Raw genomic sequence first — 18,824 nt, 5'->3', positions numbered from 1 at the left:
TTGCTGTACGCTCTTTTTTGATTTCAAAATGACGAATCGTCATTTTTAAGTTTTAGGAGGAAATACGATGAAAAAAAGCTGGATGTATGTTGCACTCACTTGTTTATTCGAATTACTTTGGGTGTTTGGTTTAAATAGAGCTGATGCTGTGTGGGAATGGGCGGTCATTATCTGTCTGATCCCAGTTGATTTTTATTTTTTAATGAAGGCCTGCGAAAAGCTGCCGACAGGGACTGTGTACGCCGTGTTTGCCGGAGTTGGAACGATTGGGACATCTTTGATGGATTATACGCTGTTTGGCGGTTCTTTTTCATTAGAAAAGCTCTTATTTATGGGCATTTTAATCCTCGGGATTATTGGACTGAAAGTGTCTGATGGAGATGTACATGAGCAGAAAGGAGAAGCGGTATAAATGGGCTGGTTTTTTGTACTGTTGGCCTCTGCCTGCGAAATCGGTGGAACCATAGGCCTCAATATGTTTAGTAAGAAGAAGCAAATCACGACTGGCATTTTATTTGTCGGCGGGTTTGCCTTATCCTTTTTGTTTTTATACGCCTCGTTTTCTACGGTTCAAGTATCTGTTGCCTATACGGTCTGGATTGGACTTGGAACGGCAGGCTCTGTCTTGTTTAATATGATTCTATTTAAAGAGTCGAAAAACATGATTCGTATACTGAGCTTGCTGCTGATTGTAATTGGTGTGGTTGGGCTGAAGTTGTTTGCTTGATGTGTGAAATCAAAGAGGCTGTGGATTCGTCCACAGCCTTTTGCTTACTTCAAATCAATGATACACAACTTCTTCTTGTAACATTTCAATCGCGTAAGGAACACACTCTTGATGATCTAGAAGCAAATAAATCACAATGGGATTTTGTTTGTTACTATTTTTTTGGATGAACAACACACAAACAAATGATTCAATGTCTTTTGGCAATTTATCTTTAATAAAAGGATGTAGCTTTGATGATATTCTTAGTACCTCTTTATCTACCAACCACTCATCATGACGAAGAGCAGGATAATATTCGTTGATAAAATGTTGAAAAATATCAATATCCTTTGAACACAAACCTCATTCAGCTCCTTTTATACAGGAAATAGCTAAGGATTAAAAAGACAAAAATCAGTACAAAGACTAGTAAAAGTATTTGATTGTCTGCTAGCGTTTCTTTCATTTGTAACTTGGTTTCTTCTTGTTTAAATTCTTCATTCATCACCTTGGATTGCTTCACTAGGTTCGCTGTAACCATTAAACGATGTGTAGTTGCAGTTGGAAGGTCACAGGTTATTAAGGTTAACCGAGCATCTGCCGTCTCTTGTATCACATCAATTTGAGATTCATCTATGGTGTTGATGTCTGTGACTTCATAAATAAATACTTGTTCCTTATTTGTTATTTTGATCTTGTCCTGTTTTTTTAGTTTTAAAAGAGGACCAAACAAGAGGTCTTCATCTCTCATATGATGGCCAACTAAAGGATAATTTCCTTTCCCCATTTGCTGATCTTCTCTCATTGTCGCTGCACCTGCGAGCAGGTTAGATGAATTGACTCCTTTAAGGATTGGCAATGTGACTTGGAGGCGCTCAATTTCTATTTGACCGATGACAGCACTCTTCTTCACTTGATTGCCATACTTCATGACATCTAACAATGTTGGAGTTTCGACTGCTTCAAAATGAAAGGAAGCTTTTTTCTGCTCGTTTACTTTCAACTGCTTAGCAGAATAATGATTGATATGAAACATCAACACATTCTTGCTGATCAAAAGATTTTTTATTTTTGGTGCATTGATCAAAGTGATACCTGCTATTACAAGGACAATCATAGTAAAAATAATGAAATGATCTTTCCACTTCTTGACTCTCATAATCCGCTACGCATGAAAGGTCGTCTGATTCTCTTCTTCAGAATGTTTATTACGTTTTCTCTTTTTTCGAATAAATAATAGCAGAATCCCAAGTGCTATCATGAGCAGGCCGATTCCAAGAAGAACATACATCCAGGTGTAATCTGTATCGATCGTGACATCTTTTTGATTTAATTCTTTTGCAATATTCGCATCTATTGTAAAGTCCTTCGTCCAATGCCATGTCTTATTCAACGACTGCGCCGTCATATTGAGTGTATATGTCCCTGCCTTTAATTTCTGTCCATTTAATGGAACTGGAAAGCGAAAGTGTGAATTCGGTGCCATTTGCATTTCTTTCTTATCTGCTTGATAAAGTACCTCACGACTCCCTTTTTCCATAATTTTTGCCTTCACACTCATTTTGTTCATATACATCGGCTTCACATTTTGAATCTCTGCTTGAATGACATTGCGTGCATTAAGCTGGCTTGGCTCAATCTTGTTTAACTGTAACTTTGGTACAATCTTTGTGCTGTTCCCACTTAGTAAAATGGCAACGACATATGAATATTTATTTTCAATTGACAGGCCAGCTTCTTTTTTGTTTTCCTTTGGCTCTTTTTCTTTTTCTTGAAGTGTAACCCCTCCAGCTAACCATCCATCAAAACGTTTCTCAGGTGCAGTTAAATGTAACGCTAGTGTTTTTTTCCCTTTTGCTGGAATGGTCACATCTTTATTTATTTTCACTATATCTTCCATTTTATATTTCAATGTCGGATCTTTTTTTCCTTCTGTTTTCCCATATTCTACTACACCATTTACATTTGTAGTGGCTGTATGTACCTGCGGTTCTATCACAATTTGTCGATTGGTGTCATTTCTCAATAAAATTTGAAGTGTTTGTTTTTGTGAAGGTTTGACTTTTAAATCAAAATAAGACTTTGATTGATCTATTTGATTGTGCGGGATGACGGTTGTAACAGAAAAATTAAGTTCTGACGCATTTACTTGTTTCGTCTGTGAGACATTTATGATGCTGAACATCGCCACCATCATGAATACGATTTTCCATATTGGTTTCATCTCAGTGCACTTCTTTCCTTTTATTGATAAAAAATACACAGAACAACTTAGAATTGCCCTGTGTTTTCGTTGGCCGGGACATCAGTCAATGTCCATGTGAATGATGTTTTATAAACTTCGGCCAGCTTTGTTGTGGAACCTGGAACCTCTAGCGAAATGCTTTCACTTTTTGTCTGGTCTGTTCCAAAAGCATACACATACGTGCCGGCCCCCTCACCATTTCCAGCACTCACCACTTGCTCAGCTGCACCAGTACCATCTGGCGTAAGGCTGAATGTATCTTTCAATTGGGATGGCTTTGGTGAAGTGGATATTGTATTGATTTGAGCTTGTTTAAATGTTATTTTTGCGCCTGATAGCTCGTGGCCCGATGTTGAAACAAATTGTCCATTTTGTTTTACTTGAAGGGACCATCCCGTTTCTGTTCCTCGGTTATCCGTGATTTGAACATAGTTCGGTCCCTCTGATCCTCCAGTAAACGCTTGGGCTTTTGCATAATACACTTCATTTTTAGTTGAAATTTTATTTTGACCAAAATGAAGAGAAGATGCATAATCGATACTCAGAGGCCCAGCAGTCCCTGGGTTTGGTCCATTGGGATTGACCGGATCAATTGGTGTCACTGGATTCTCTGGATCTGGATTGCTTGGATTCACAGGCGGCGTGACATCTTGATTTGGTACGAAATTGACCACCGCATTAGAATCATATGTTTGAACTTCCGCAAAAACTGGGTGGCTATTCAGTAGGATTCCACTGAATATAGCCACTGTGATGACAACAAATCTATTTTTTTTCATCTTTTATTCATTTCCTGGAACATCAGATAATGTCCAAGTAAGTTCCGTTTTATATTTCACTGCATCCTTTGGTGTTTTCCCAGGAACAGTCAGTGTGACAGCTTTATTTTTTTGTAAACTTTCTCCGTTCACATCTACTGTCTCAACGGTTCCAAAACGATCAACCCATGTTCCTGCACCTGCTCCAGCTTTCGCAGTCATGACGTTAGATACTGCTCCACTTGGGTCAAGAGTAATATCTGAAGTAGTCGGTTCTGCCATAGCTTCTGCGTTACTTACTGCTTGCCCCGATACCAGCTTAATTTCAGCACCAGTGAGCTCCTTGTTCTGTGTCGCATCATTTGAGAGCTGCCCTTCCTGCTTAACTGTTAAAGTCCAGCCTGCGTTACTTCCACGCTGATCTGAAATTTGAACATAGTTTGGGACACTTCTGCCATCTTCTAACTCTTGAGCATTTGCAAAATAAGTTTCATCTTTATTTGTGATTTTATTTTTTCCAAAGTCTAAGCTAGATGCAAAATCTATACTTAGTGGTCCTGCCGTCCCTGGATTAGGGCCATTAGGATTCGTCGAATCGACCGGATTTACTGGATTGTTTGGATCTGGATTCGTTGGATCGATTGGGGATGTAGGCTCTGGGTTTGCCACAAACTCTACAACACCGTTTGATTTGTATTCACCACCGTCTGCGGCAAGAGCTGTTGTTGTACCAGTTGTAAATAATAAAAGTGTTGCTGTGATTGAACTAGCTTTCAAATATTTCATGTTCATTTCTCCTTTTTTGTTTTGATACTTTGAAAATGATTAAAAATAGGATCGAGATAAAGATGAATACCCATCCAACGACGAGATAAATAGACTCTGTTTTGTCTCCCGCTCTTGGTAATACTGGATTGGCTTGATGATCTTGATTGGCTCCATTGGCCTGATTATTTTGATTGGATCGATTGCTCTGAGGTGCTTTCTCTCCCTCCTGATCCGATTGGTTATGTTGATCTTTAGATTGATTTTCTCCATTTTCCAGTTCATATGTCCCGTAAAAATCCACTTGTCCATTTGATTTATAATTTTGACCTGCTGCATAAATGGCCTGAGAACTTAAAACAAATGCGAAGCACACGATAAATATCACAATGACGAACCTACCTTTAGACAATAACCATCTATTATCCATTTCCCGGAACATCCTGTAATGTCCATTCAATAATCCCACTATAGTTCGTACTTCGTGCTTCACCAGCTTTAATGTCAAGTAAAAGTCCTTCCTTGACTCCTTCCCATTCAGACGAGATATTCAATGGATTATAATCCACACTCTTGTGCCGATAAATGATCACATCACTCGCTCCTAATACTTGATCTTGTCCAGCTTGTCGATAAACTAGTGCACTTGGCAGCGTATCTCCATTACTGCTTTGTAACGTTTTCATCATACGTGCTGATACTTGCCACTCTGATTTCACTTTTCTTGTATCCTGTACAACTAAATCATCAACTTGATGAACAAGAGGATATCTTTCATTCTTTGGCGAAATTTTTAATTGTTCCCCAAAAGAGAGCATTTTAGGAGCCGATACGAAATCTAATATCCCCAATATCTCACCCCCTGGATTCTCCACTTCATTTGATTGGACTGTTATTGCTTTCAATTCTTTCTCTGGATCAATTGGTCCGGGTGTAAATTCAGCTTCTTGCGGTATTTCTCCTGTAGCAGAAGCTTTATTTTTAATCGTCTTCTCTACTGCGCTATCGTTCACCTTTGCTTGAAACACCACATTTATTTCTTCTTGTGATGATAGATTGCCAAGCTTGATTTGAAGCTTTTTCGTTCCTTCATCATATGAAAACTGAGAGGAATCAATCGCTTCTCCATTTATCTGGACGGAAGATGGAATGAAATCAATTCCATTATTCAACACATCTTCTAATATCACTTTTTCCCATTTTGTTTGAACAGCTGCTGCTTTGTTGTTCTTCACATTTAATGAATAAGTAAGGATAGAACCAACCCTTGTCACTTGATTCTCATTATTGACAGATACAGACTTGGTGACAGTGTTTTCATCTGGCAGAACATCCTTCACCTGAAAGCTGGCTGCTTTTTTAAATGTTGTATCATGATATTTCAAGTCTTCTGCCGGATTGATATTGCCCTGACTGCTGTTCGTAGACGGCGGGTTTTTGATATTTGCTGCTTGTCCCGCTTCATCTGTTAAAAATACTTGGACAACATCATTCTTCTGTAAATAGGCCGGTAAATCGAACTGCCATTCTCCTTGGTCGTTTACCTTAGCGCTGCCTTTGATGGAAGAACCGTTTACCTTGATCGTTACGGCAGCCCCAGGTTCACCATTCGTTCCAGAAATTTGTTTTGTTGTATTCGTTATATCGGTGGCATTCGTGATGACAGCCGGATTTGGCGGCGTCACATCAACGACGGTTGTTTTTGATACCTTCAGATCATCTGATTGACTCAGTCGTGCTTGTGGTGAGGAGGGATCTTCCTTTCCACGCCATGCACTGATCACTTCAACCTGATCTCCTGCATTTAATAGTTGCTGATCAGGAAGATCAATTTTAAATAAGCCTGCCCGCTCTGCATCTCCATAAACACTCAGACGATTTTCACTTCCATAGGTTTTACCAATCAGCTGCTGCTTTGTACCATCAGCTTTCGTCACTTCCACTTTGACATATACTTCATTTGTCCAAGCATCACGGCTAGATGAATTTTCAACTGGTACAGTGACATGACCATAGATGGAATGATCTGCATTTGTTGGCACCCTTAGCTCATCAACGATCGCCCTAGCATTATTCCCACTCATTCGAGAATATACAGTCGCCCCATTTATACCATAAGAACTAGAAGACGTATTAAATTCATTTGGTATATTTGTAGAGACAATTGTTGAGAAATTCGCACCGCCTAATTGATAATTAAAGTTTGACCAATGCCTTGATGGGTCCCCATCTAAATTACTGCCTTTTGGCCATACAGCAAGATCTGAATTTGTTGATGTAAAGCTTGAGCTGCTATTAAGCTGAAAAATAGAACCGCCGCCACTTCGATTATTTCTAAAATCATAAAATTTTGGTTCATCTACCTTGATTGTCGCCAGTCCAGCATTAAATATGCCATTATTAATACCGCTTGTTCTGCCTTCTGCGATAAAAGTCGTTCCACGGCCGGCTTCAATGCTGCCTCTGTAATTTTCCATATCAATAGCAGGACCATTTTCCGCTTGGATATTCATGATAGAGTCTTCATCTTGAAGGTCAAAGATGGCATCATTTCCAGCAGTGAACAGGATGCCTTGATTTGCTGCATCGCTTCCTCCATTTGCAGGTGAGCCATTACCTGCATTTTTAATACTGACCTTTCCACCGCTTCTCACAATAAATTTGTTATGATCGCCGTACATTCGAACGGCCGGCGCATCACCACCTGTTTTATTGATATTGATTTCGGCGTTATCAGTTACATTAAATGTCATATTACCTGCTAAACGAAATCTTAATGTGGCTCCTAAAGAATTGGCATTGGCATCAGAACGTAAGTTTAACTTAGAGTTACCACTGACATTAAAAACGCCGCCACTACTATTCATTAACATCGCGGATGTCCGTTTACTGTGTACATTGATTTCAGCATGGTCTGTGATATTTATGACTGCACCATCACCAACCAATGAAATAAGTGCCCCGTCATCTCCGATTCGGTTTGAATTCCCTTCTACTTTTAGCAAGGTGTTTTGACCCGTTACATTTAAATCTGTTTTGGCGTTCATCTGCATAGCCACATCATCTTCGCTATAAAAGGAAACTTGAGATCCTTCACTGATTTGGACAGTAGAACCATCTATACCGGTGTAATACAACACATTTGAACCACTTGCATTCAAAATGGCTCCATTCTTTATAATGAAATGCTTTGCAATAAACGCTGTATGTGTTGTGTTATAGGTGTTTTGCCCGCCATCAAATTGAATTGTCCCCTGCGGCAGATCGGCCAGTCCTGAAGTCGATCCATCTACACTTTCAACGTTTTGAAAAACAACCTTCCAGCCGGCACCATTGCCAATAATCGATGATGTCAAAATAGGGATACCACCAGTTTTTTTGACCTTTACATTTTTCATTGAGAATGTAGCATCTGATACTTGTCCTAATGTCAAAGCACTTAGTGACCCAAAATCAATCGTATGACCATTGCCGTTAATTGTAATGTCCCTTCTGTAAGTGCCTAAGCTGATACCAAAACCTTTGGAAATACTTTGGCTAAGCGATATCACATGTACAGCTGGATCATCAAGAGCTTGTATAAATTCACTCCAGCTTGAAACGATCGTTCCTGCATCCTCTGATTGCACTGAGGCCGCCTTAAGCATTGTGCCTTGCTTCATTTTTTGTTTAAGTGGTGCCAGCTTTTTTTCCTCATTTATGTTGAGATCAGCTGTCTCTTCTTTTTTCTTCTCGGCGTTAATCACCAAAGGAGGTGATTGATAAATTGAATGATCTATTTCTGCTTCAGCCGTTAAGCTGTAGTTTGATGCTTTATCCAATTTAAAAGCCATGAAGACTTTACCTATGACTTTCTCTTCTCCCTCACCTTTTAAGGGGGAAATTGTCACTATAGATGAAGAATCGTCCCAAGTAAATTGGACATCTTCATTCCTTATATCCTCTTTCATTTGTTGAAGTGAAATGGATAAACCATCAGGTATTTTCATTTGAATCTTTTGATAAATTGGATTAAGGATGTCCAATGTTGTATCAAATGAATCCCCTTCATTGAGCTGAACTGAATCACTCCCCCATGTAAGGCCCCCTTTTGTGGAATCTTCTTCAACAGCAGCTGCTGTGGGTATTAACTTCTGGGTGAATATCATGATGATGATCATTAAAATGCTGATAGCCTTACTTTTATTCACTCCATCCTCTCCTTTGTATTCTCAAAAGTGCCGCCTTCCAATCTAAGTCTTTTTACGCTTAATCTTAGAAAAGTTTATTACCTAGCACCTTTCATTTATCATAGTTTAATTTTGTTTGTTCACTATTTTTTATTTTTCAAAATTGCATGCAAAATTCTATACAATTTTATATAATAAATCAGCATTTCTTCTTCATTGTCTACACAACAGACAAAAAAGAGCGATTTCGCTCGTCATTTTTGTAAATAATTGTTGTTTTCGTTTTAAAAATTGCTGTACTCTTTGTATTTTTTAAAACAAATTTGAAGTGATAAAACAATACAATAATTCAAATTTCAATTCTTATTTTGATGGAATTCGTTGGAGGGGCTTCATTTAAATGAAATTAATAGATACTAAGTCTAAGAGAATGATTAGCATTTTAAAACTACTCGTTTCCCAAAACAAATGGTGGACGATTCAAGAATTTGTCGATTTAGAAATTGGATCCTTCCGTGCCATACAACATGACCTGGAAATCATGAAAAGTTATCAAACTGAGGATTATGAGCCGCTTTTACAATTCAAATTAAGAAAAGGGATACATATTAGCTTTTCTCATCGGCTTCGAGTTGATTACTACATAAAAAAGATTTTGCTTGAAAATACAATCATTCAATTAGTGATTGGCATTATTTTTGAACCACCAAAGTCGTTTGGAGATTGGTTGAATGATTTAAATGTTAGCCGCTCTACTTTATATTCAACGATTAAAAAAATTAATGAAGAATTAAAAGAGTATGATATAGAGTTAAGGTCCGATACAATGCAATTTCATGGAAATGAAAAAGAGATTCGCCGTTTTTACGTCGAATTCTCCTTTGAAATTTATGGAAATGATTATTGGCCATTTTTACATATCGAAAAACAATCTGTCTCCGCTTTTCTTTCAAAACTTTGTGAACTCTTTCATATCAACTTACCAGAAATATCAATAAACAAATATTATTTTTGGATTGCCGTCCTGCTTCAACGTTTGAAAGATAATAAAACGATTCCTTCTAAAATTAATTCAATTCGTTTAGAACCAGTTTCAGCCGAATTTAAAAAATCATTTGACAATCTTGAGAATTGGTACAGTATTTTACAAGAAGAATCCTTTAAACAATTTAAAATAACGATTCCTCATTCGGAATTAACTTATTTTTTAATTGTGCTTACAGTAGTAGGGAACTTCAAATCCAATTACTCTATTCAAGAAAAGACCAATTTATTGAAATTGTTTTTTTCCGATCTTTATAATAGAATTCAATGTTTTATCCAACAATTAGATAACTTTTATTCACAAAAAATTGGAAATCGTCAAGAACTCGCTGTTATTTTAGTGCAATTTTACTTAAAAACGAAGGATTTAAAAGGAACTAGTGATTTCATATTTAAAAAAACCAATAAATATCTTGAACATATTCAACGGCATCTCCCCTATTTTTATGAACGAATGACTTATGTAATTCAGCAATTGCATTCAGACGATCTGTTAGCTTCTTTTGTAAACAATCAAGAGGAACTCATATGTCTTATTACTTCTAATTGGAGGGGACTCATGTCATTAGAATTACAGAAAAAGTGTCCTATCAATGTGTATATCATCTCCACTTTAGGTTATAATCACACGTTGTTTATTGGAGAGATCATGAGAGATCACATTCCTCACCACTTTCAAATCATTACGAGTAACATTCAATCAGTAGATAAACAGTTCTTATCTGAGCAAAAAATTGATTTGATTATCACCGATATCGAATTACCTAAAGAGGTTCATTTACCGATCATAAAGATCGATTCTTTTCCTACACATACAGAACTTGAATCGATTCATCATCTCTTAGTTAACATGAGTCCATCATGATATGGTCATCACTTATACAACTTGATACATTTGAAAAGCCTTTATATTGATAAAAATAAAACGAAGCAGTATATTCACTGCTTCGTTTTATTTAAATATCTTCATTTCCAGTGTGTTACTTTCCACCGTGGTTTTTGTTTATCAAAATCTTTAAAACTAGAGGTCTTCCAATAGAATCACTTCACCGCTCACTGCATCAACGCCTTCATGACAGTCGAGCTTGCCGCATAAAACATATCGTTTTTGCACATCGTCATAGACGTAGATGGGTGTAAGTTCGAGGCGTTCCCTCAATTTTTCAAAGGCTTCTTTCTGAGATATGGTGATTTCACTAGCGGTTTGAGATGGATTGAGTATCCCGCATACTTGAAACATCTCTTTTTTATCTATGTAATTAACGGCTTCAAAAGTGCTGGCATCAATGAAGACCTTGATCTTATCCATAAATCCACAGCCTTCTTGCTCATTCGTTTTTAATATCGCTTGGATGTAGCCATGATCACGGTGGAGTGTTTTTAGCACCCACTTCCCTGTATCCTTTGAATATTTTTGCGCCAAAAAGGTTCGAACCGCTTTGATACACGCAGCCTGCTCTTCTTTTGAGATTGGGAATATATCCGGCGAAGGCTCCAGTGAGAAGGCTTGTTCAGCCGTAATGTCCTCGTTTATATCGATTTCCTTTTTTTCAAAGGCTTTGTTTAACGGTTCATTCCACTCCATGACCTGATGCATGTGGATGCAATGCGTTTCTTCACGCCCAATTTCAAACGGAAGCGTACCTGTTCCATCGTTCTTCACATAAATTTCTTCTAACGCATATATAGGGCGGATTCGATTCTTCTCAAAGGATGGCCAATCAAACCGCTGCACTTGCTGCTGGGCTAAATTCTCGATCCTATCAATGGAAAGCACATATTCTTCAGTTTTTAGTCGTTCTTTTGCCATAAATGGCCCTCGATGTATATAGTGAATGAGCTGCCCATGTTCATCCCATTTCACCTCGATTCTGCCTGAAGGCGTCACTTTCATACCATCTATTGCTTCTTCGAAAAAAAGTTCCCCTTTCTCCTTTTGATGCATGTGAAAGTGCTCGCCATAGATCAACCCTGTTTCTTGTTCGATCCATTGAATGACATAAGCTGGATAAGGCCTCTTAAATGTGACACCATTCTTCGCGAAGGTTTTGTCCATGACAAAAATGACCGTTTCAACCTGGCCTGTATTTAAGTTCACGTCAATCACAGCTGTGCCGTCCGGGTTTAGATCATCCTCCTCGGGTTCAGCTTCATGAGTGGGAAACCATTCCATATTCAATGTATAAACCGTTTCATTGAACATATTGACGTAGCGATGAAAACTGTGTCTTTTTAAATAGTAAAGATCTAAACCAAATTTCGCCTTTGTCTGATCGATCAGTTGTTGAATGTTTGCATTCATTTGTTTCACCTCAAAATTCAGTTTTATGGAAGAAAAAAGATGACGATAAATCCGAATATGACAATCACTGATAATAATCCTAAAGCCATTGCCATCATGTTTGATTCCTTTGTAAAGCCTTTTAATCCATGCGCTTCCGTCGATCGGTCGATTTTTCTAAAGCGATAAAGCATGCTTACATTAATAAGAGCTAGAGTTACAAATAATAAGAAAAGTAAAAGTATAGGCTGTATGCTTAAGAATGGAATCGTTACATCTTGGAAACTAAATGACTGGAGGAACATCAGACCACTCAATACCACTCTCGAAATATTTTCTGTCCTCTTTTCTTTTTCCCACTCTTCTCCCAATTTTTCTTTTTCATAAATGGCTATCTGCTCAAAAATAGGAATGAAAGACTTTGTTGATCCTTTTTTAATAAAACCATAAATACTTAGAAAGAGCATGATAATTCCTAAACAAAGAAAGAAATGTGTAAATCGAATGTCAGACAGTTGAATCAAGATATAAAAAGCGACGATTATGATGCCGGTTATTAAATTAGAGACGATTATTTGTTTTGTCCTCATCTTTTTCAGTGCTGCTTGTTCCATGCAATACTCCTCTCCGTTTTAAACGGTTTCTGTTAAACGCTCTATCTTTATTACGATTTTACCGAAAAAATGTTTCAATATTTTCCCTTTCCATTGCAGATTCAGCTTTTCTGCAAATGAAAAGACGCCCATCATTCAATGAACGTCTCATCCTTTTTAATATCAAATCATATCTGAGCAGCCGATCTGTCTTTTATTTGCTTAGCTGCCATGTGTTTAAAGTCCTCAATAGACAGCTCTTTTGACGTTTTTTCTCCGTGCAGTCTAATATTCAGTGTTTTTTCTTGCCTTTCTTTATCGCCGATGACCGCGATATAAGGGATTTTTTGTATTTGTGCTTCTCTCATTTTATAGCCAAGTTTTTCATCTCGCTCATCGATTGTGGCTCTTATTCCGATACTTCTTAATTGCTGCTGCACCTCTAAGCAGTGATCAAGGTGAACAGTTGAGACAGGGATGATTTGTACTTGTACTGGTGCTAGCCATAATGGGAAAGCGCCCGCAAAATGCTCGATGAGAATACCTAGGAAACGATCTAGAGAACCAAAAATGGCACTGTGAATCACAACTGGACGAACCTTTTCATTTTTTTCGTTGATATATGTTAAATCAAATTTCTCTGGCATTTGGAAATCTAGCTGAATTGTGGCGCACTGATGGCTCCGCTGCAAGGCATCTTTAATATGAAAATCGATCTTTGGACCATAAAATGCGCCATCTCCTTCATTCAGCTGGTAGTCGACCTTTAGACGATCAAGCACATTTTTTAACGCTGTTTCGGATATATCCCAAATAGCATCATTGCCTAATGCTTTTTCTGGACGAGTGGATAGCTCGACTGAATACTCAAATCCAAATGTCCGATACACATGATCAACTAATTGGAAAATCCGTTTGATTTCAGCTTCGATTTGATCTTCTCTTAAAAAAATATGGGCATCATCTTGGCAAAATGTTCTGACCCTGAACAAACCATTTAACGCTCCGCTAAATTCATGACGATGCACCTGACCAAACTCAGCCATTCTGATCGGAAGGTCTCTGTAGGAATATAAGCTGTTTTTAAACATGAGCATATGCCCTGGACAGTTCATCGGTTTTAAAGCGAAGCTTGTATGGTCTACTTCCGAGAAATACATATTTTCATGATAATGATCCCAGTGCCCTGACTTTTCCCAAAGCTCTTGGTTCATCATAAACGGTGTACTCACTTCTTCGTATTGCGCTTTGCCTCTCACTTCTCTTGAAAAGGCCATTAATTCATTTCTGACAATCTGCCCTTTTGGTAAATAAAACGGCATACCTGGCGCTTCTTCTGAAAACATAAAGAGGGATAGCTGTTTCCCTAATTTCCGGTGATCACGTTTATTTGCTTCTTCCATGAAATGAAGATACTCAGCGAGATGCTTTGGGTGTTGAAACGCCACACCATACACTCGCTGCAAGACATCCTGATGACTGTCTCCCCGCCAATAAGCCCCTGCAACACGTGTTAGTTTAAATGACTTTACGTACCCTGTAGAAGGTACATGCGGCCCGCGGCATAAATCTACAAATTCTCCTTGCTGATAAACCGTGATGGCTTCTTGAAAGGGTAAATCTTTTAAAATATCCAGCTTATAAGGATCATGTGCAAACAGTGCTTCAGCTTCTTTGTAAGAGACTTCCTTTCTTTGGATAGGATGATTCTCATTTATGATGTTTTTCATCTCTTTTTCAATTTCTGCTAAATCCTCTACGCTTAATGATTGATTGAGCTTCATATCATAGTAAAATCCGTTTTCAATGACCGGTCCGATCCCCAGTGTGACATTGTTATATAACCTTTTCACAGCCTGGGCTAATACGTGGGCAGATGTATGGCGCATCACTTCAAGCCCTTCTTTTGAATCTAGTGTGACAATAGACAGCCGAACATCGCTGTATAGCTGCTCACTTAAATCAACCATTTGATCATTGACCTTACCTGCCACTGCTTTTTTTCTTAAGCTCGGACTAATATGGGAGGCAACATCTGCGACAGTCGTACCTGCGGGAAACTCCTTTATCTTTCCATCCGGAAATTGAATCTTCACCATGTTTTCTCTCATAACCGACACACCTTTCCTATTTTTTGAAATAAAAAAACACATCCATCCCGCGTAAAGGGACGAATGTGTAATCCGTGGTTCCACCCAAATTCCCATAATGCGTATTCGCTTTATGGCTCTGGTGCCGTAACGTGGCATTGACGGTATTGGATACTGCAATTTTCCCCAATACAGCTCAAAGGTGGTAAGACCGCTTTTCTGCGTTAGGAAGATTTCAGCGTGACTTCCCTCTCTGGTAACCGTAAAAGCTGCTCATGTCCTTTTCAAAGCAATGATCCTATATGAGTGTACAAAAAAACACACCCATCCCTCATAAAGGGACGAATGTGATATCCGTGGTTCCACCCAAATTCCCATAATGCGTATTCGCTTTATGGCTCTGGTGCCGTAACGTGGCGTAAACGATATTGGATACTGTGATTTCCCCAATACAGCTCAAAGGTGGTAAGACAACTTTTCTGTGTTAGGAAGATTTCAGCGTCACTTCCCTCTCTGGTAACCAGTAAAAAATTGCTCATGTCCTTTTCTTCGCTTTTAATTTCTCCATATCTTACATGATGATGATGGATTGTGTAAAGCTTTATTTTGTACAGTGATAAGAAAATTCATTCTTTAAATGTAATATTGCGCGTATTCACTTGGGCTGTATTCAATTTGAAACGCAGGAGATAAGGCTCGTTTCACTTCTTCAGTGATACGCTCTCCTTCTTGATTGAACTTCCTTTCCATGTCTACGCCATTTGGCAGCAAATCATCGGTCTCTTCGTCAAACCAGCGGCCATACTGTATGTTCCAATTCCAAATCTTTGAAAAGAGTGTATCACTCATTGGTACATCATCTCTTTCTAAATGACATTCGCAATACCCACACTGAAAAGGTTCACCGTAATCTCCTTCAATTTTCACAAAGGGATGATCCTTAAACTCTCGACAGCACACCCATTTTTTGAAGTGCTGACCAAACTCTGTCAGTTTAATTGAGTAATAACGCATGGAAGTTAGTTTACCTTTCATATCAAAAATCTCTTGATCAATTAATTTCTTGATTCGATATTCAATAAAATCATCGCCGATATACTGATCTAAATGACCAATGACTTCTCCTATTAAACGTGGAGTTACAATGTACTCGTCTTCTGGCGCGGACTGATGAAGCCGCTTAGCCATTTTCACTAAATAAGCATCAAATTCATCTTCTGGTACGCTGATCGTTTGTCCTTTTTTCCATATCCGCAGCGTATGATTTTCTTTAGCAAATGAAAGCCATTCGTTTTGTAATTTTTCTCTTTCTTCTGTTGATACTGTGTGAATATGCTCTTTACTTCTGTACAAAACCTTCAATTTTTCAGATGTGATTTCCCCGGAATGTCGAATATCCATTCTTCTTGTATTAGTATTGAACAGCTGATCAAATGCAGTCGTTGTATTGATTACAGACAATTCTATGCTTTTCTCTTTTAATAAATAGACGGCATATCGCAAGCCAATTTGCTCATGTGCATTACTGCCTGTCCAGATGAGAATACGACTGCCTGCTGTTGTCTCTTTTATTTGCTGAAGCATTCTGTGCTGATCGTTGACCATGTCGTCAAAATAGCCATATTCATTTGACATCACGTTACGCAGCCACTCTATACGGTTCGCTTGTCCTTCATCTTCGTGTAAATGTAGAAGTGGTCCAATCGAATAAATATCATCAAAAGCGATGATATCATCTATTTGATCTTGCTTCATTTCACGTACTGCTTGTTTTAAACTACCGGCAGCTGCCGCCCCAAATATGATATGTATCATTATTCGTCTCCCTTTATCTTACAGTTTATTTCATCTTCACCTATTCATGGTTCTTGCGTCAATTCTATTGAGTCAATTTCATTCAAAAGTATGACAAAGAGATGATCAGATCTTTACAGAAGTGATCATGGCAGAACCGTGGAAGCTAGACTTTTACGAAAAACGAAAAGCCCCACAAAATGGGGCCATTTGCGTACAACCCGCTCTGAGGCTTTCTTTCCGATTGATTTATTAATAGAAATCTCCTAAAAAAAGGATTTTCATATCTTTATTCACAAATTCCCCTTCACAATCGTTCTCTTTGCTTTTTTGATCATTTGCTAGTCACTTTTGTATTAAAATCCTTTGACCACTGTTCGCACAGGTTTCGCGTCCAATTCAATTTGGTCATAATACCTTAAGGTTTTGACAGGCACTTTACTTAACATAGAAAAATCACCGATTTTGAACATCCTGCATCTCCTCCGTTTTGTTGATCTGATCAAAGTATAAACCTTTCAGTAAAGGGGAAAGTCAACAGAAGAATTTCATTTGCATAATCATTTGATGAAGTTGAATAAATTTTCCAAAAGCGCAAAAAAGCCTAGATTTCTCTAAAATCTAGGCTTTGCCCATTATCCTAAAATTTTTTCTAACAATCCCATCTGCTCAACAATCTTCATATCATTCATAAACCGTTCCAAACTTACTTTATTCTCTTACACGTTCATCTTCTTTTTCAATTTTTATTGCATCAAGATCATATAATAATATTTGATCAATTTCTTCTATTTTCATAGAAGGAATAGTATCGGCTACATTTGTTTTATTTTTCATATGATCACTCCAATACTCATCGCTCTTACTCCAAACAATCCAATCTTTCAAGACACTTCAACATGGTTCCACTTTTAAAAGAATTGAATATGGAACCCTCGCAAAACCGCTCAGCTCTCACAACCCCCATGATGAGGGCAAGTACACACTGCACATTTAAATTTGAAATGTCCACATTCTCGATATCGTTCAATCCACCTTCAATGCCATTTTCTTTGAGGATTTCTCTGTAGCGGGTAAGCTCCATCTCTTGATGTTGTTCTGCAAAGGTATAGACATCTTCGATAAAGTGACGGACCGTTTCGGAATAATTCACAAATGGCATCTGGATTGGGCGTTCAGCTGTTCCATCATTTTCTTGATCGATCACCCATTCTCCGATATGGTCCTCGCGGAGCATCGGTATGTATTTTGTTAGACTCTCGAATTGGCTCATTTCCATCCTCCTCTATTTTTTTAGAATGTTTTCAAGCCCAACAACATTAAAAGGAAACATATGATGAATCGTACGTTTTATTATTTTTCAGCTCATGTATCGTGCATACAGAAGTGGCATTTGTTCAGAATTAGGCTGGAGCCTTCAAATATATCAAGGCTCCATTTCCAACTAAACTGCTTTAGCTAAAATAATAAATCTGTGTTGTTTTGCGTCAAAATAACCCTTTTGTTCAATGGTTTTATGAATGGTGTATAATTCATCCTTGAAATTACTTATTTCAAAACCTGGCACTTGCCAAGAAATTGCTTTCAGATAATACACCAATGCTCCGATATCATAAAATCTTTGAACAGGAAACTCTTCTGCACTTTTCAACACCTCAAAATGATTCTCCTGTATTTCGTTTAAAGCTTTCTTTAAGTTCCAATCAATAATTTCTTTATTTATTGGTACCCTTAGATTCTCATTAATCTCTATGCAATCGAGTCCACCGACTTGTTGAGTTAGAAAAATACCTTCCTTCGAGATAATTCTTCTCACCTCTCTAGATGAAAATGACTCATGTTGGTTGATGATAAGATCAAATTTTCCAGTCTCAAACGGAAGATTTCCATCATTAGAAATTTGAACTACCTTCACTCCTAAAGGTGTTAATCGTTCTTTTGCGATAGGTACATTAGGCAAGTAACCTTCTGTAGCATAAACTGACGTTGGAAAAGGTCTTAATTTTGATAAAAACTCTCCACCACCTGTTCCCATGTCCAGCATTGATTTTGCATTTTGAACAAGAGAAGTAGCTATACTACCATATGACCATGAAAGCAACTCACTTTTCATTCTTCCAGTTTCAGATATGAATGAGAAATCCCACCCAACAAAAGGTTCATCTGCTTGTTTTATAAATGAAGAAAACTGTTTGTCATTCATCATAATCCCTCCAATTATCATTTTGAGTTTAATGATTAAATATTTGGCGGGCCTCTTACGAATGTATAAAGTTGTTATATTTCATGTTCTTTTAGTCTCATATTGAATCACTCCCATTAAAAACACTTAAAATTATATTTAAAGAGCCCTTGCCGAAGACCTTGATTTTTGAC

At 37.9% G+C, this 18,824-nt stretch carries 17 protein-coding genes, 1 pseudogene and 1 other annotated feature; of the genes and pseudogenes, 3 read left to right on the top strand and 15 right to left on the bottom strand.

Annotated features, from left to right (window positions below; translation table 11 throughout):
* Positions 1-67 precede the first annotated feature (67 nt).
* Positions 68-412: an SMR family transporter gene (locus tag MHI23_RS04055; protein ID WP_076839080.1), complete on the top strand. Its 345-nt coding sequence runs from the start codon at positions 68-70 to the stop codon at positions 410-412.
* Positions 413-727, top strand: coding sequence for a multidrug efflux SMR transporter (locus tag MHI23_RS04050; protein ID WP_342492313.1), 315 nt, complete (start codon positions 413-415; stop codon positions 725-727).
* A gap of 54 nt (positions 728-781) precedes the next feature.
* Here MHI23_RS04050 and MHI23_RS04045 read toward each other — a convergent pair whose 3' ends face one another.
* The 7 genes from MHI23_RS04045 to MHI23_RS04015 form a co-directional block, all read right to left on the bottom strand.
* The gene (locus MHI23_RS04045) at positions 782-1,069 is read right to left on the bottom strand and encodes a hypothetical protein (protein WP_342492312.1); all 288 of its coding nucleotides are present in this window, start codon (positions 1,067-1,069) and stop codon (positions 782-784) included.
* Between the two features lie 7 nt (positions 1,070-1,076).
* Complete coding sequence (locus tag MHI23_RS04040; protein ID WP_342492311.1) at positions 1,077-1,745, bottom strand: class A sortase; 669 nt, start codon at positions 1,743-1,745, stop codon at positions 1,077-1,079.
* 129 nt (positions 1,746-1,874) lie between these two features.
* Positions 1,875-2,933: a DUF916 and DUF3324 domain-containing protein gene (locus MHI23_RS04035; RefSeq protein ID WP_342492310.1), complete on the bottom strand. Its 1,059-nt coding sequence runs from the start codon at positions 2,931-2,933 to the stop codon at positions 1,875-1,877.
* A 47-nt stretch (positions 2,934-2,980) separates the two neighbouring features.
* A complete protein-coding gene (locus MHI23_RS04030) occupies positions 2,981-3,733 on the bottom strand; it encodes a WxL domain-containing protein (RefSeq protein WP_342492309.1) in 753 nt (250 codons plus the stop codon).
* 3 nt (positions 3,734-3,736) lie between these two features.
* Complete coding sequence (locus MHI23_RS04025; protein WP_342492308.1) at positions 3,737-4,498, bottom strand: WxL domain-containing protein; 762 nt, start codon at positions 4,496-4,498, stop codon at positions 3,737-3,739.
* The gene (locus MHI23_RS04020; protein WP_342492307.1) at positions 4,479-4,907 is read right to left on the bottom strand and encodes a hypothetical protein; all 429 of its coding nucleotides are present in this window, start codon (positions 4,905-4,907) and stop codon (positions 4,479-4,481) included. The genes MHI23_RS04025 and MHI23_RS04020 overlap by 20 nt, the downstream gene beginning before the upstream one ends.
* Complete coding sequence (locus tag MHI23_RS04015; protein ID WP_342492306.1) at positions 4,900-8,667, bottom strand: pectate lyase-like adhesive domain-containing protein; 3,768 nt, start codon at positions 8,665-8,667, stop codon at positions 4,900-4,902. The genes MHI23_RS04020 and MHI23_RS04015 overlap by 8 nt, the downstream gene beginning before the upstream one ends.
* A 379-nt stretch (positions 8,668-9,046) precedes the next feature.
* On the opposite strand from MHI23_RS04015, the gene MHI23_RS04010 reads away from it, so the two are divergent.
* On the top strand, positions 9,047-10,555 hold the full coding sequence (locus MHI23_RS04010) for a helix-turn-helix domain-containing protein (RefSeq protein ID WP_342492305.1): 1,509 nt from the start codon (positions 9,047-9,049) through the stop codon (positions 10,553-10,555).
* 156 nt (positions 10,556-10,711) lie between these two features.
* Here MHI23_RS04010 and MHI23_RS04005 read toward each other — a convergent pair whose 3' ends face one another.
* The 8 genes and pseudogenes from MHI23_RS04005 to MHI23_RS03970 all read right to left on the bottom strand — a co-directional run bounded on the left by MHI23_RS04005 (position 10,712) and on the right by MHI23_RS03970 (position 18,651).
* Positions 10,712-11,992, bottom strand: a complete 1,281-nt coding sequence (locus tag MHI23_RS04005) for a hypothetical protein (protein ID WP_342492304.1) — start codon at positions 11,990-11,992, stop codon at positions 10,712-10,714.
* Between the two features lie 23 nt (positions 11,993-12,015).
* Positions 12,016-12,585 (bottom strand): hypothetical protein, encoded by a 570-nt coding sequence (locus MHI23_RS04000; RefSeq protein WP_149125865.1) that lies wholly within the window; start codon positions 12,583-12,585, stop codon positions 12,016-12,018.
* A gap of 167 nt (positions 12,586-12,752) precedes the next feature.
* The gene (thrS, locus tag MHI23_RS03995; protein WP_151040216.1) at positions 12,753-14,675 is read right to left on the bottom strand and encodes a threonine--tRNA ligase; all 1,923 of its coding nucleotides are present in this window, start codon (positions 14,673-14,675) and stop codon (positions 12,753-12,755) included.
* 313 nt (positions 14,676-14,988) lie between these two features.
* Positions 14,989-15,213 (bottom strand) — a binding site (T-box leader).
* A 74-nt stretch (positions 15,214-15,287) separates the two neighbouring features.
* The gene (locus MHI23_RS03990; RefSeq protein WP_151040218.1) at positions 15,288-16,469 is read right to left on the bottom strand and encodes a DUF1835 domain-containing protein; all 1,182 of its coding nucleotides are present in this window, start codon (positions 16,467-16,469) and stop codon (positions 15,288-15,290) included.
* 374 nt (positions 16,470-16,843) lie between these two features.
* A pseudogene (locus tag MHI23_RS03985) lies at positions 16,844-16,921 on the bottom strand (MerR family DNA-binding transcriptional regulator); the annotation flags it as partial.
* Between the two features lie 238 nt (positions 16,922-17,159).
* Positions 17,160-17,285 carry a hypothetical protein gene (locus MHI23_RS03980; protein ID WP_255222342.1) on the bottom strand — a complete coding sequence of 42 codons (126 nt, stop codon included), beginning with the start codon at positions 17,283-17,285 and terminating at the stop codon, positions 17,160-17,162.
* Positions 17,286-17,310: 25 nt separating this feature from the next.
* Positions 17,311-17,721, bottom strand: coding sequence for a DUF6508 domain-containing protein (locus MHI23_RS03975; RefSeq protein ID WP_226015542.1), 411 nt, complete (start codon positions 17,719-17,721; stop codon positions 17,311-17,313).
* Positions 17,722-17,892: 171 nt separating this feature from the next.
* On the bottom strand, positions 17,893-18,651 hold the full coding sequence (locus MHI23_RS03970; protein WP_226015543.1) for a methyltransferase domain-containing protein: 759 nt from the start codon (positions 18,649-18,651) through the stop codon (positions 17,893-17,895).
* Positions 18,652-18,824 lie beyond the last annotated feature (173 nt).

Origin of the sequence: Bacillus sp. FSL M7-0003 (genome assembly GCF_038628485.1) — a bacterium.
Classification (GTDB): domain Bacteria; phylum Bacillota; class Bacilli; order Bacillales; family Bacillaceae; genus Bacillus; species Bacillus safensis.
The sequence above is the reverse complement of the archived record's forward strand: the minus strand, read 5'-3'. Positions and strand labels throughout refer to the sequence as shown.

What these genes read in the sequence shown, in the direction of transcription:
- MHI23_RS04055 (WP_076839080.1), top strand. Translation starts at nt 68, where the DNA reads ATGAAAAAAAGCTGGATGTATGTTGCACTCACTTGTTTATTCGAATTA.
- MHI23_RS04050 (WP_342492313.1), top strand. Translation starts at nt 413, where the DNA reads ATGGGCTGGTTTTTTGTACTGTTGGCCTCTGCCTGCGAAATCGGTGGA.
- MHI23_RS04040 (WP_342492311.1), bottom strand. Translation starts at nt 1,745, where the DNA reads ATGTTTCATATCAATCATTATTCTGCTAAGCAGTTGAAAGTAAACGAG.
- MHI23_RS04035 (WP_342492310.1), bottom strand. Translation starts at nt 2,933, where the DNA reads ATGAAACCAATATGGAAAATCGTATTCATGATGGTGGCGATGTTCAGC.
- MHI23_RS04030 (WP_342492309.1), bottom strand. Translation starts at nt 3,733, where the DNA reads ATGAAAAAAAATAGATTTGTTGTCATCACAGTGGCTATATTCAGTGGA.
- MHI23_RS04025 (WP_342492308.1), bottom strand. Translation starts at nt 4,498, where the DNA reads ATGAAATATTTGAAAGCTAGTTCAATCACAGCAACACTTTTATTATTT.
- MHI23_RS04020 (WP_342492307.1), bottom strand. Translation starts at nt 4,907, where the DNA reads ATGGATAATAGATGGTTATTGTCTAAAGGTAGGTTCGTCATTGTGATA.
- MHI23_RS04010 (WP_342492305.1), top strand. Translation starts at nt 9,047, where the DNA reads ATGAAATTAATAGATACTAAGTCTAAGAGAATGATTAGCATTTTAAAA.
- MHI23_RS04005 (WP_342492304.1), bottom strand. Translation starts at nt 11,992, where the DNA reads ATGAATGCAAACATTCAACAACTGATCGATCAGACAAAGGCGAAATTT.
- MHI23_RS04000 (WP_149125865.1), bottom strand. Translation starts at nt 12,585, where the DNA reads ATGGAACAAGCAGCACTGAAAAAGATGAGGACAAAACAAATAATCGTC.
- thrS (WP_151040216.1), bottom strand. Translation starts at nt 14,675, where the DNA reads ATGAGAGAAAACATGGTGAAGATTCAATTTCCGGATGGAAAGATAAAG.
- MHI23_RS03990 (WP_151040218.1), bottom strand. Translation starts at nt 16,469, where the DNA reads ATGATACATATCATATTTGGGGCGGCAGCTGCCGGTAGTTTAAAACAA.
- MHI23_RS03980 (WP_255222342.1), bottom strand. Translation starts at nt 17,285, where the DNA reads ATGAAAAATAAAACAAATGTAGCCGATACTATTCCTTCTATGAAAATA.
- MHI23_RS03975 (WP_226015542.1), bottom strand. Translation starts at nt 17,721, where the DNA reads ATGAGCCAATTCGAGAGTCTAACAAAATACATACCGATGCTCCGCGAG.
- MHI23_RS03970 (WP_226015543.1), bottom strand. Translation starts at nt 18,651, where the DNA reads ATGAATGACAAACAGTTTTCTTCATTTATAAAACAAGCAGATGAACCT.